General features: G+C 59.5%; 9 protein-coding genes. 7 read left to right on the forward strand and 2 right to left on the reverse strand.

Annotation, left to right across the window (positions count from 1 at the left end):
• Positions 1 to 321 precede the first annotated feature (321 nt).
• The gene (locus tag AC3WVQ_RS22570; RefSeq protein ID WP_492382986.1) at positions 322 to 2,106 is read left to right on the forward strand and encodes a methyl-accepting chemotaxis protein; all 1,785 of its coding nucleotides are present in this window, start codon (positions 322 to 324) and stop codon (positions 2,104 to 2,106) included.
• Positions 2,107 to 3,141: 1,035 nt separating this feature from the next.
• Here the strand turns inward: AC3WVQ_RS22570 and AC3WVQ_RS22575 are convergent.
• Positions 3,142 to 4,059, reverse strand: coding sequence for a helix-turn-helix domain-containing protein (locus AC3WVQ_RS22575; RefSeq protein WP_404528364.1), 918 nt, complete (start codon positions 4,057 to 4,059; stop codon positions 3,142 to 3,144).
• Between the two features lie 153 nt (positions 4,060 to 4,212).
• On the opposite strand from AC3WVQ_RS22575, the gene AC3WVQ_RS22580 reads away from it, so the two are divergent.
• The 6 genes from AC3WVQ_RS22580 (at position 4,213) to AC3WVQ_RS22605 (ending at position 12,403) form a co-directional block, all read left to right on the forward strand.
• Positions 4,213 to 5,445: an ABC transporter substrate-binding protein gene (locus tag AC3WVQ_RS22580; RefSeq protein ID WP_404528362.1), complete on the forward strand. Its 1,233-nt coding sequence runs from the start codon at positions 4,213 to 4,215 to the stop codon at positions 5,443 to 5,445.
• 162 nt (positions 5,446 to 5,607) lie between these two features.
• The gene (locus tag AC3WVQ_RS22585) at positions 5,608 to 6,426 is read left to right on the forward strand and encodes a carbohydrate ABC transporter permease (protein ID WP_492382987.1); all 819 of its coding nucleotides are present in this window, start codon (positions 5,608 to 5,610) and stop codon (positions 6,424 to 6,426) included.
• Positions 6,426 to 7,277: a carbohydrate ABC transporter permease gene (locus AC3WVQ_RS22590; RefSeq protein WP_404528357.1), complete on the forward strand. Its 852-nt coding sequence runs from the start codon at positions 6,426 to 6,428 to the stop codon at positions 7,275 to 7,277. The genes AC3WVQ_RS22585 and AC3WVQ_RS22590 overlap by 1 nt, the downstream gene beginning before the upstream one ends.
• Entirely contained in the window at positions 7,274 to 9,379 is a 2,106-nt protein-coding gene (locus AC3WVQ_RS22595) for an alpha-galactosidase (RefSeq protein ID WP_492383300.1), read from the forward strand. The genes AC3WVQ_RS22590 and AC3WVQ_RS22595 overlap by 4 nt, the downstream gene beginning before the upstream one ends.
• On the forward strand, positions 9,372 to 10,460 hold the full coding sequence (locus AC3WVQ_RS22600; protein WP_492382988.1) for an ABC transporter ATP-binding protein: 1,089 nt from the start codon (positions 9,372 to 9,374) through the stop codon (positions 10,458 to 10,460). The genes AC3WVQ_RS22595 and AC3WVQ_RS22600 overlap by 8 nt, the downstream gene beginning before the upstream one ends.
• Entirely contained in the window at positions 10,460 to 12,403 is a 1,944-nt protein-coding gene (locus AC3WVQ_RS22605; protein WP_404528353.1) for a beta-galactosidase, read from the forward strand. Before AC3WVQ_RS22600 ends, AC3WVQ_RS22605 begins: the two co-directional genes overlap by 1 nt.
• Before the next feature lie 304 nt (positions 12,404 to 12,707).
• Here the strand turns inward: AC3WVQ_RS22605 and AC3WVQ_RS22610 are convergent, their stop codons facing one another.
• Entirely contained in the window at positions 12,708 to 13,235 is a 528-nt protein-coding gene (locus tag AC3WVQ_RS22610) for a winged helix-turn-helix transcriptional regulator (protein ID WP_492382989.1), read from the reverse strand.
• Positions 13,236 to 13,266 lie beyond the last annotated feature (31 nt).

A 13,266-nucleotide genomic window follows, 5' to 3' on the forward strand; every position in this document is an offset into this window, starting at 1 on the left:
ACGCATCCAGTGGAGGAGCGATGCGGAGCTGACTTCTACTACAAGTGTTTACGAGTAAAATTTGATGTTTGTCATTTTAATTTCTGCTTAATAATACAATTGCTAATCTAAGTTGCATAAGAGGAGGACACGTCGGGCGCAATACTGGGCCACGCCGAAATGCCTGCGAAGCATGCGGCGACGGGGAAGGGTTCGTTGGCGGTGGAGTCCGGGGCCAGGATCGATTTCTCGTGTGAAGAGTTGCATGTGGCCTCTCGCACGCAGTCAGGAGCATACGCGCGTCGGGTTTCAAGGATTCAGCACTCACCTAAGAGGCTTATAATGTTCGCTCTCGGAAAGATCTCGGATGCACGCCAGATCATCGCCGCACTTTCGAAATCGCAGGCCATCATCCAGTTCGACCTGACCGGCAACATCCTGACCGCCAATGAGAACTTCTGCGCCGCAGTCGGTTACAGCCTTCAGGAAATCGTCGGTCAGCATCACCGCATGTTCTGCTCCGCCGACTATGCCCAGACGCAGGAATACCGCGAATTCTGGGCTCGGCTTGGCCGCGGCGAATTCGAGGCCAATGCCTACAAGCGTGTCGCCAAGGGCGGCCGCGAAATCTGGATCCAGGCGACCTACAACCCGGTGCTTCGGGGCGGCAAGCCCTACAAGGTGGTCAAGTTCGCAAGCGACATCACTGCCGCCAAGGCAAGGGCCACGGAAGATGCCGGCAAGCTCGACGCGATCTCCCGCTCCCAGGCGGTGATCGAGTTCACGCCATCGGGCGAGATCCTGACCGCCAACGAAAACTTCTGCGCCGCGCTCGGCTACAGCCTCCAGGAAATCCAGGGCAAGCACCACAGCATGTTCTGCGAGCCCAACTATGCTCGCACCGCCGAATATGCCGACTTCTGGAAGCGGCTCGCCGCCGGTGAGTTCTTTTCCAACGAGTTCGTGCGCTACGGCAAGGGCGGCAAGGAGATCTGGATCCAGGCGGCCTATAACCCGATCCGCGACTTCAGCGGCAAGGTCTACAAGGTCGTCAAGTTCGCGACCGATGTCAGCGAGCGCATGAGCGCCATCAACAGCCTCGGCGCGGGCCTGCGGGCGCTCGCCGAAGGCGATCTGACGCGCAACCTCGACACGCCCTTCGTACCAAGCATGGAAGCGGTGCGGATCGACTTCAACGATGCCACCGCAAAGCTGCGCGGGGCGATGCGAACCGTCGGCGACAATGCCAGCGCGATCGCCTCCGGCGCCCGCGAGATCCGGGCTGCCGCCGACGACCTGTCGAAGCGCACCGAGCAACAGGCCGCTTCCGTGGAAGAGACCGCCGCAGCGCTCGACGAGATCACCACGACCGTCTCGGACTCCAGCCGCCGCGCCGAGGAGGCCGGAGGCCTGGTCGGCAAGACCAAGGCCGGTGCCGAACGCTCCGGCAATGTGGTCAAGAGCGCGATCGGCGCCATGGACCAGATCGAACAGTCGTCACGCGAAATCTCTAACATCATCGGCGTGATCGACGACATCGCCTTCCAGACGAACCTTTTGGCGCTGAACGCCGGCGTCGAGGCGGCGCGCGCCGGTGAAGCCGGCAAGGGCTTCGCCGTCGTCGCCCAGGAAGTGCGTGAACTGGCCCAACGCTCCGCCAGTGCCGCCAAGGACATCAAGTCGCTGATCGGCACCTCGACCGAACACGTCAAGAACGGCGTGTCGCTGGTCGGCCAGACCGGGGCGGCGCTTGAGGAGATCCTCGTCCAGGTCCAGGAGATCAACGCCAACGTCTCGGCGATCGTGGAAGCGGCACGGGAACAGTCGACCGGCCTCAAGGAGATCAACCAGGCGGTCAACTCGATGGACCAGGCGACCCAGCAGAACGCCGCGATGGTCGAGGAAAGCACGGCCGCAAGCCACGCCATGGCCCGCGAGGCCGAAGCCCTGCACGAACTGCTCCGGCAGTTCCGCTACGGCGAGCAGGCCCAGGTCGTCGACGCGAACCGCCACCTCGACGATCGCGCGCAGCCATCACGCCTGCATGCCACCGCCCGCGCCATGCGCGGCGGACAACGAACAAGCCTGGCCGCGGCACCGGCCGCGGATGGCTGGCAGAATTTCTGAGCGCACATCCCTGCACCCCGCGCTCGGGAATGGGGAAGGCGGCGACCGGTAGCCGCCTTCCCTTAAATCTTTTCAGGAGGCGGCTGTCCGAAGATCCTCTACGTCAACGTGCCATGTGGCGCCGGCGGTCGCGTGATGCGCGAGAATTTGGCCCGTCCTTTGCAATTTCGGGGCTGAGTTCGGCCCCGGCAGATTGTCCCCTCGCTCTCGTTCACTGCAGACTTTTCGAGTTGGGACGGCGTGCATACCTCAATCGTTGGATTGCGTATCGGCATAAAGGCCACGCTTGAAGGTGTTCAGCACCAGATTGGTTGTTATCCGGCGGACATTGGGGTTTTCTGCAACAAGGCGGGCCATCAGCGCCTCGTACAAATTCGACCGTTTCGACCGCGACGATCATCATCACGTCTGTCGAGCCGGTCACATAGTAGGCCTGTTGAATGTTGACTTCGGCTTCGGCCCACCGTCGAAGCTGCTCCAGCAGGCTCGGCCGCTCCCGTTCGCAGCGATAAATACAAGCGATTGTCCAATGTTCTTGGTTTCGACCACCACGACCTCAGCGACAATGATCTTGTTTTCGCGCATGCGCTTCAAGCGCCGTTGCACCGTCGAGGCTGGAAGAAGCGATCAACTCGTTTTGAGCATGGGCTTCAACATAAGGAACCCTAGGACATCGTCACAGCCAAGGGCCCTGAGAGGCATTGAGTTGCTCTAAGGTCTCGACCGCGCCAGCCGTGGTGCTGAGACGTTGAGCTCGAGCCATGGCAATTCACGACGGTTCGGCTATTGCGTGTGGAACGGCGTTTTCAAGCGACACGTCCGCGGTAAGCAAAAGTCCGAACTGGTGCGCACAGCTTGGCTGCTGATGGTTTGCGAGATAGGAACATGGTTGGAGGGAGGTCCCTGCTTGACTGTCGAATCCTTGCCGCCGGCAAGCGACGGCGGCAAGCGGACTGCACCTTTGGGCTCCGAACAGCGCTCATCGATAGCGGCCAAAGGATCGCCAATTCACACGAAAATCGAGTGACCACGAATTTAGGTGGCGAGCGACGGTCGCATCTTCTGCCGATAGCGGATGGGCTTCTCGTTGAAGCGGCGGTGGAAAGCTTCGTAGAAAGTAGAGGGGGAGCCGAAGCCGGATTCGAAGGCGACAGCGGTGATTGGCATGTCTGTCGCGATGAGTAGCGACTGTGCGGTATCGAGCCTGTGGCGGACGATCGCCTGGTTGATCGTCATCCCCACGGACTTGCGAAACAAGGTCATCGCATAGTTGGGGTGAAGTCCAGCGGCCCGTCCCACATCCTCGGTGGAGATGTCATTTATCGCGTTCTCGGCTATGTAACGCAGCATGCGCTCGACGTTTTCGATGCGCTCGCCGCCCAGGTGTCCAAGTGTGGCGATGGCGGAACCCTCTTTTCGCAAATCGCGCCATCCGTCACGTTCAATGCGCAGCACCCGTGCCTTGAGTTCGCTGCGAACGATTTCGGTTAAACCTTCGTCGCCGCAAAGCAACTCCTCGCGCCAGCGCAGGAAGATATCGCTATCGTAGGAACGCAGTTGGGTGGCTTCAATCATGGCCCCGCGAAAGACCGCATCCCTGAATCGCGTCAAATTGGCGAGGCCAAGAAAGAACGACATCGGTATGTAGAGGCAGACGAACTGAGTCCCATCTGCGCGGTCGATGACCTGATGGGGAACCATACCCCAAAAGAGGCACAGGCTGTCTTTTCCTATCGTGAGCTCTCGGCCATCAAACCAATAGGTCATCTTTCCTTCGAGGACAAAGTTCAACTCGATCTGGCTGTGCATATGTGGTCCCGACATGCGCTGTACGAGCAGAGACTCGCCTGCGCAAAAACGGTGGTCGCCAAATATCACCAGGGGATGACGAGGATCGTTGTCCGGGTGAACGGGAACGGATTCGTCTTGGAGAGTGGCGAAGATCGTGGGCAATGCTTAGGATTCCGGAATAGTTCTGCAGAAAGTCGGTGGATTGTTACGGCTTTGGCCACGATTATTCAACCGCTCTGAAGGTCCGGATGGCCAGTCCCCTCGTAGACGTCGGCCTCTGACCTCCTGAGCTATTCGGTCATTTGGGAGGAAATCATGACCTTGTTCAGCAGCCTCAAAGGGGCGGCGGTCGCGACCGCGCTGTTGTCGTCCGCCGCGTTTGCGGGTGAAATCACCATCAATTCCGATCACTCAGATCCGGCTCCCAAGCAGGCGATGGAGGAGTTGATCGCCGACTTCCAAAAGGCGCATCCAGACGTCCAGGTGAAGTGGAACAACTTCGACCATGAAGGCTACAAGTCGGCGATCCGCAATTTCCTGACGGCGGACGCACCTGATGTCGTCGCCTGGTACGCAGGGAACCGCATGGAACCGTTCGTAAAGGCGAACCTGTTCGAAGACGTGACTGACGTGTGGAGTGCCAATGGTCTGAACGACCACCTGAAGTCGGCTTCGCCGTCGATGACCATCGATGGAAAGAAGTGGGGCGTTCCCTATACCTACTACCAGTGGGGCATCTATTATCGGAAGGATATCTTCGAGCAACAGGGCATCACGCCGCCCAAGACCTGGGCGGAACTGCTCGCCGCTTCTGAAAAGCTGAAAGCTGCCGGAATCACGCCATTCACCATCGGCACCAAAGCGCTGTGGCCCACCGGGGGCTGGTTCGACTACCTCGATCTGCGCGTCAACGGCTACGAATTCCATATGGAACTGACCTCCGGCAAAGTCCCGTATACCGATCCGCGCGTGAAAGCGGTGTTCGAGAAATGGGGCGAATTGGTCAAGGCCGGCTACTTCATCGAAAATCATGCCGCGATCGACTGGCAGGACGCCATACCGCAGATGGTGCAGGGAAAAGCTGCCATGTATTTGATGGGCAACTTTGCCGTGGCCACCATGAAGGATGGTGGATTGAAGGAAGATCAGATCGGGTTCCTGCAATTCCCCGAGATCACCCCCGGCCTTCCAATGTCTGAGGAGGCGCCGACTGACACGTTCCATGTCCCGGCGGGTGCCAAGAACAAGGACGACGCAAAGAAATTCCTCGCTTTCGTCGCCTCTCCGGCGGCGCAGGCAAAAATGAACGCGACACTGGGCCAGCTCCCCGTAAACAATCAGGCCGAGAAGCCGAAGGACGTCTATCTGGAAGCTGGGTTCACCATGCTGTCCAATGCGCATGCGCTCGCGCAGTTCTACGATCGCGACTCGCAGGCCGAGATGGCCAAGGCAGGCATGGAAGGCTTCCAGGAATTCATGGTCAAGCCCGACAATCTCGAGCGGATCCTCGCGCGACTCGAGAAGGTGCGCGCCCGCGCCTACAAATAAGACTTTCGCACTCCCAGCCTGATGCCTCGCTGCGAGGCATCAGGCACTCATAAGACTATTCAAAGGTGCCCTTTGAGCAACGCCGTCTCACCTTCATCAGGTTTCTGGAAGCGAAATCAGCAGAAGCTCGCGCCCTGGCTATTTCTTGCGCCGGGTATGCTGATGTTCGTGGCCTATGTCCTCGTGCCGATCTTTCAATCTATCTGGATCAGCTTTCATGACTGGGACGGTCTCGGCGAAAAGGTTTGGATAGGACTTGGAAACTACGCCGAGCTGCTGGATGACGATGCGTTCTACGTCGCGTTGAAGAACAATCTGATCTGGCTGGTGCTTTATCTTCTTTCGATACCTGCAGGGCTTGCTGTCGCACTGTTTCTCAACCAGACCGTCACCGGAATCCGGCTATACAAGTCACTGTTCTTCTTTCCGTTCGTTATAAGCCAGGTCGTGGTCGGCCTGATGTTCACCTGGTTTTATGCACCGGATTTCGGACTGTTCTCCAAGCTCGTCGAATGGCTGGCGGGCGAGCAGATCGCGGTTCTCGCGGACGAGCGCTTCGTGACATACGGCATCATCGTCGCGGGCCTTTGGCCGCAGACCGCCTATTGCATGATCCTCTACCTGACGGGGCTCAACAACATCAATCCTGAACAGGTCGAAGCCGCCCGCATGGACGGCGCCAAGGGGTTCAAGCTGCTCTGGAACATCATTCTGCCTCAACTTGGTCCGGCGACCTTCATCGCAATGGTGGTGACCGTGATCGGATCCCTGCGTTCGTTCGACCTGGTCTCGATCATGACGGCCGGGGGCCCGTACGGTTCCAGCCAGGTGCTGTCCTACTTCATGTACGAGCAGGCGCTGTCGGAATACGGCTTCCGCATGGGCTACGGAGCGTCAATAGCCGTCGTCTTGTTCCTGATCATGATGGTCTTCATCTCTCTCTTCATCGTTCGCATGCTGCGCCAGGAAAGGAACGCCTGATGTTCCCAACACCCATCGCAAAAGCGCCTCCCTCCATCCAGCTCGGCTACAAGCTGCTGTTGCCCATAGCTTTGGCGCTTTGGCTGCTACCGCTGATCGGCGTCGCGATCACCTCGGTGCGCCCCGCTGGCGACCTGGCCGCTGGCAATTATTTCGGGATGCCCTCGGGCTTTGCTGGCGTCGAGAACTACACGGCCGTGTTTCGGGATTCGCCTATCGGTTGGTACATCCTCAACTCTTTCAAAGTGACGATCCCGACGGTGATCGGAGCGGTAGCGCTATCCTGTCTCACTGGCTTCGCGCTGGCCGTCTACAAGTTCAAGAGCAATCTCGTGCTCTTCTTCCTCTTCGTGGCTGGCAACTTTATTCCGTTCCAGATCCTGATGGTGCCAGTGCGTGACATGACGCTTCGTGCTGGTCTCTACGATACGGCGACGGGTCTGGTGCTCTTTCACGTGGCGTTCCAGACCGGGTTCTGTACGTTGTTCATGCGGAACTTCATAAGGGGCCTTCCTTTCGCCCTGATCGAGTCCGCGCGCGTAGAGGGTGTTTCGGAATGGCGGATTTTCCGCCACATCGTTCTGCCACTCATGCGCCCTGCAATTGCGGCGCTTTCCGTGCTCGTTTTCACATTCGTTTGGAACGACTACTTTTGGGCGACGGTGCTGGTACAGGGCCAGCATGCAATGCCTGTGACCGCAGGTCTTTATTCATTGAATGGGCAATGGGTCGCTGCCTGGCACCTGGTCTCCGCCGGATCGATCGTCGCGGCCCTGCCGCCGGTTGCCATGTTCTTCCTGATGCAACGCCATTTCATCGCAGGCCTAACGCTTGGAGCCACCAAGGGATGACTGAACTTGTTACCGTCGGCTCCGCGGACTTTGCGATAAGCCTGCGCCTTCGCGACTGCGGCATGCCGGAAATCGTATCCTTCGGGAAAGCGCGGCTCGCAGACGATCCGATCTTCGGCGTCGAGCGTTCAAGCCGGGTGAATGGAATGGACATCGCAATTCCTTCGGCGGTGCTTCTGCCGACCGGCGGCCTGGGCTTCTTCGGCTGGCCTGCCATAGAGGGACACCGGAAGGGGCGGGATTTTATCGCTGAGTTTGCAGGCTGGACTGCCGAATACAGCGGCAACCGGATCGTTGTTTCCGGCAAGGATAAGATCGCCGGACTTCAGATTGCTATCGCGGTTGCCGCACATCCTTCCGGCGTTATCTCTATGTCGACGCGGTTTACAAATTGCGGCGATGAGGACTATCAACTCGATCGATGCATGGCTGCGACTTTTCTAGCGCCTGTAGGCGAAGTCGAGCTCACAAGCTTCACAGGCATGTGGGGCCGCGAGTTCCAGATACGTAGGGAGACTCTGGGCAACGGCATCTGGAGCCAGGAAAGCCGCCGCGGGCGGACCTCCCACGACCGCTTCCCCATGCTCTTCGTCGAGGGGGCGGACCAACGCTTCGGCGTTACTCTCGGGTGGAGCGGAAACCACCAAATTGTAGTCGACCGGACGGATGACGGGCGGCGCCTGGTGCACTTGGGAGAGCTTTTCGAGCCGGGAGAACTCATTCTCGCGGCTGGAGAAAGCTATCAAAGTCCACCGGCCTATGCAGGGGCCGACACCGCAGCCTTTCACGCGTATGTGCGCGGCGAATTGATGAACTGGCCCGGCGGCGTGATGACTCCACGCCCGGTGACGCTGAACACCTGGGAAGGCAACTACTTCGATCACCAGGTGGAGCCGTTGAAGGCGCAGGCGACAGCCGCCGCTGGACTCGGCATAGAACGTTTCGTGCTCGACGACGGGTGGTTCGGCAGACGCGATGACGATACCTCGAGCCTCGGCGACTGGGATATCGATCCGCGCAAGTATCCCGACGGATTAAGGCCGCTGATCGACCACGTAACAGGTCTTGGAATGGAGTTCGGCATCTGGTTCGAGCCGGAGATGGTCAGTCCCGTTTCCGAACTCTACAAGGCGCATCCGGAATGGGCGTTGCAAATCGCAGGACGGCCGCTCCTGCAATCGCGCACGCAGTTGGTGCTTGACCTGACGCGGCCCGAGGTGTCCGACTACATCTTCGCCAAGATCGACGCGGTTCTCGGAAATCATGCCATCTCCTACGTGAAATGGGACATGAACCGCGACCTCACCCATGCTGGTGGCCGCGACGGCAAGGCGAAGGTCGCCGCCCAAACCCGGGCCGTCTACGCGCTTATGGACCGGATCCGCGCGGCGCACCCCAATGTCGAGATCGAAAGCTGTGCTTCAGGGGGCGGCCGCGTCGACTATGGGGTTCTCTCCCGCACGCACCGGGTCTGGACCTCGGATTGCACCGATGCACTGGAGCGGCTCGAAATCCAGCGCGGTGCCGCGGTATTTCTGCCGCCGGAAGTGTTGGGCAGCCACCTCTCGGCAAGTCCCAACCATCAGACCGGCCGTCGCCATACGCTTTCCTTCCGCGCTCTGGTCGCGATCGCGTACCACCTCGGGGTGGAGCTGAATCCACTGGAGTTGACGGACGAGGAGCGTTCCGAGCTGGAGATCTACGTCAAGGCGCACAAGAGACTGCGCGGCCTCTTCCACGCGCCGGGCGCTGCGTTCCAGATCGATCCAGTCGACGGCCGCTACGTGTGGGGCGCGGCCAGCCCTGAGAAGATCGTCGTCATTGTTGCGCAAGGGCCACAGATGGTCGGCGAACAGCCCGCGCCCATCAAGCTGCCGGACAGCGTCGTCCGGCTCGGCGGTACCTGGAAGATCGCGAATGCGCTTCCGCCGTCGCCCGAATTCATTCGTATCTCCGAGGGGCAGAAACGTCTGCTGTCGGGCGATATCAGCTTCGACCTGTCGACGGCCCGCGCTGCCGGCCTACCCTTGCCGATGCTGAAGCCTGAAAGCGCGTTGCTCCTCGAACTGGAACCCGCAAAGGGAGGCAAGATCCATGGCTGATGTCCGGCTCCGCGACGTCAAGAAACAGTTTGGCGCGGTGAGCGTCATCAAGGGTGTCGATCTCGACGTGAAGGATGGTGAATTCTGCGTCTTCGTCGGCCCGTCTGGGTGCGGCAAGTCCACGCTGCTGCGCATGGTCGCTGGACTTGAGGAAATCTCATCCGGCGCTCTGACGATTGGCGGGAAGGACATGACGCAAGTCGGTCCCTCGGACCGAGGCGTGGCGATGGTGTTCCAGTCCTACGCACTTTATCCGCACATGACTGTGGCCGAGAACATCGGTTTCGGCCTCCGCATGACCGGGCACCCAAAGGAAGTTATTGCGGAGCGCACTGCGATGGCCGCGAAGATGCTGCAGCTTGAGCCTCTGCTGGACCGCAAGCCGGGACAGCTCTCGGGCGGGCAGCGCCAGCGCGTCGCGATCGGTCGCGCGATCGTTCGTAACCCCGAAGTCTTCCTGTTCGACGAACCGCTCTCGAACCTCGATGCGGCGTTGCGTGTGCAGATGCGGGGCGAGCTTTCCAAGCTGCATCAGGATCTGAAGGCGACGATGATCTATGTCACGCACGACCAAGTCGAGGCGATGACGATGGCGGACAAGATCGTCGTCCTTTCGGCGGGCAAGATTGAGCAAGTCGGCTCGCCGCTGGAGCTCTATCATCGTCCGACCAACATTTTCGTGGCGGGATTCATCGGCTCGCCAAAGATGAATTTCCTCAAGGTGAGGGCCGACGCGGGAGAACGTGGCGTGGAGATCGCCCTTCCCGGGAGGGCTGCGCTCACCCTGGACGGCGCGCACAATGCCATTGGGGACATGACGCTCGGACTGCGGCCGGAGCACATCGACGCGTTCGGGAAGGGCGACGTCGTGGTCGAAGGAACGGTTCTTCTCGCCGAATACCTGGGCTCGGAAACGCTGTTCTTCGTGAAGCTCGCCGATGGGTCCGAGATTGCGGTCAAAGCAGACGGCCTCGCATCGGAGAAACCGGGCGACAGCTTGAAACTCGGCATCAATGCCAAGGCTTGCCACTTGTTCAACAAGGATGGCGTCGCCGTCATTAACGGAGATCTTACGCGATAATGCTGGGTGTATGCTACTATCCGGAACACTGGAACGAAGCGCGGTGGGCTGAAGATGCTCGACGAATGGTTGAGCTGGGGATTTCCTTCGTACGCATAGGTGAGTTCGCGTGGTCGCGGCTTGAACCCTCTCGCGGCAGCTTCGACTTTGCCTGGTTGGACCGGGCGATGGACGTTCTTACAAAGGCTGGCCTGAAGATCGTCCTCGGTACGCCAACCGCTACACCGCCTAAATGGCTGATCGACGAACATCCCGATATCGTTCCGTACGATGAACAGGGAAGGATGCGTGGGTTCGGTTCCCGCCGCCATTACACGTTTTCCTCCGAAACCTGGTGGAAGGAAAGCGCCCGCATTGTCGAGATCGTTGCCAAGCGATACGGCAAACATCCTGGCCTCGTCGGCTGGCAGACCGACAATGAGTATGGCTGCCACGACACGACGCTGTCCTGGGGACCAGAGGATCTGAAGAGCTTCAAGCGGTGGCTGAGGTTGCGCTATCAGTCCACGGACCAGTTGAACGACGCGTGGGGCTCGGTGTTCTGGTCCATGGAGCTCAGAAGTTTCGACGAGGTCCGACTGCCCAACTTGACCGTAACCGAAGCCAATCCGGCAACCAGGCTCGACTTCTGGCGTTTCCATTCGGACCAGGTCGCGGCCTATGACAAGATGCAATGCGACATCATCCGGAAGTATTCTCCGGAGCGTTGGATCACTCATAATTTCATGGGCTTTGTCTCCGATTTCGACCATTTCAAAGTGGGCGACAATCTCGACTTGGCTTCATGGGACAGCTACCCGATCGGGTTCGTCGAGAAGTTCCCGTTTTCCGAGGCCGAGCGAAACCGCTGGGCGGAAACGTCGCATCCGGATATCGCGGCATATCATCACGATCTTTACCGCGCCGTCGGCCGTGGACGTTTCTGGGTCATGGAGCAGCAGCCTGGCCCTGTTAATTGGGCACCTTGGAATCCGGTTCCCAAGCCAGGGATGGTTAGGCTCTGGACTTGGGAGGCTCTGGCGCACGGGGCGGAGGTGGTTAGCTATTTTCGGTGGCGGCAGGCGCCGTTTGCTCAGGAACAGATGCATGCAGGACTGAACCTCCCAGGTCTGGATGAATTGTCGCCGGGCGGCCTGGAGGCACGCCAGGTCGCGGGCGAACTGAAGTCCATGGGCACCCTGCCAGTTAGCGGTCGCGCACCCGTTGCGCTCGTTTTCGACTATCAGAGCTATTGGTCGACAATGATACAGCCCCAAGGAAAGGACTTCCGCTACGAGGAGCTATGCTTCCGGTGGTACGAAGCCATTCGTCGCCTCGGCCTTGATGTCGACTTCGTCAGGCCTGGCGCGCCGCTCGATGGGTATCCGCTTGTGGTCGTGCCCTGCATGACCGAGGTGGACCATTCAGCGCTCGCGGCTTTGGAATCCGCCAATGCTCAAATCCTGGTGGGCGCTCGAACCGGATCGCGAGATCGCGACTTCTCGATCCCCGCCAATCTGCCGCCAGGTCCTCTTGGCGACCTCACGGGAAACCGTGTAATCCAAGTGTCGACGCTGCGTCCGGGCCTCTCGGAAGGAGTGACGGGGGCGGTGGTAGGATCAGCCGTTCGGTGGCGCGAGTACATCGAATCCTCTGGCGAGACTTTGGCCGAGTTCGAGACAGGCGGGGCGGCGCTCACCGAAAAAGAAAATTTTCTCTATTTGGCGTGCTGGCCCGACACGGACCTGCTCGGCTCCGTCATGCGCCTGGCGGCAGGTAAGGCAGGTCTCGAAACAATGCCGCTTGCCGACCATGTGAGGATCCGTCGCAGAGGCGAACTCACGTTCGCGTTCAATTACGGGCCAGATGAATGGACGCTGCCCGGCACTGCCGAGACTGTGTTAGGCGAACGCGTGCTGAAGCCACAGGAACTTGTGGTGTGGCGGGAGGCCCGCCGTCAATAGCCTGGCGATCCCGCCTGCAGAGCGTAGGCGCTGGTCATTCCCTGACCTGGCGAACCATCCGAATTCAAAGGAAGGGCCGGCGGTTGCGGCGAGGGAACTTAGACGGGGACAAAAAAATGAAGAAGGAACGCCCCGTCGGAGCGGCCAAGTGGCGACTTGGCCGCTCCCAGTCACCCGAAGTCGAGACGATTTGAAGGCACCGTGGATACTTGCGAGTTCTGTCTCCTCGCGCATGTTTACGCGTGACTGATTTCCACTTTCGAGAAATTGCCGTCATGGGAGAAGCGTTAACTTATCCGGTCGGTCATCTGCCCAGATCAGCTCGTAAATGCGTGCCCAGAACTGTGAAATTCCGGTCTGCAATTCTTTTGGCGGTCGAGGGCCCGCCACCGGGGCCTATCTCAAGCCGGACGTCACGAAAGCCGAGCGGGTGTCCGGAGGCCGAGGTCGGTCCCACTGGGCGGAGCGCCTGCCCAGTTTCATGTTCCACCATCAAGATCGGCGGGCCGTTCTCGCTAACAGCCCATTTGTCTCCCCATTGCTGCAAAGCGACCAATACAGGGAAGAGTTCCTCGCCTTTGGAAGTGAGACGATAGCCTTCCCGTCTGCCCCTCTCCTCAAGGGCGACCTTTTCGATAACCCCGATTTCGATGAGCCGCTTGAACCGCGTGTTCAGGATATTCCGGGCAATCCCCAGCCGTTCCTGGAACTGATCGAAACGCGTCGTTCCGAGGAAGCATTCGCGGACGATGAGCAAGCTCCACCACTCGCCGATTTCATCGAGCGCCCGCGCTATCGAACAGTTCATTTCGCTGAAGGTTTTTCGTTGCATTCCCGCAATATAGACACAACAGTTGCTTGAT

It is taken from the genome of Ensifer sp. EB106-05-01-XG146, assembly GCF_058791875.1.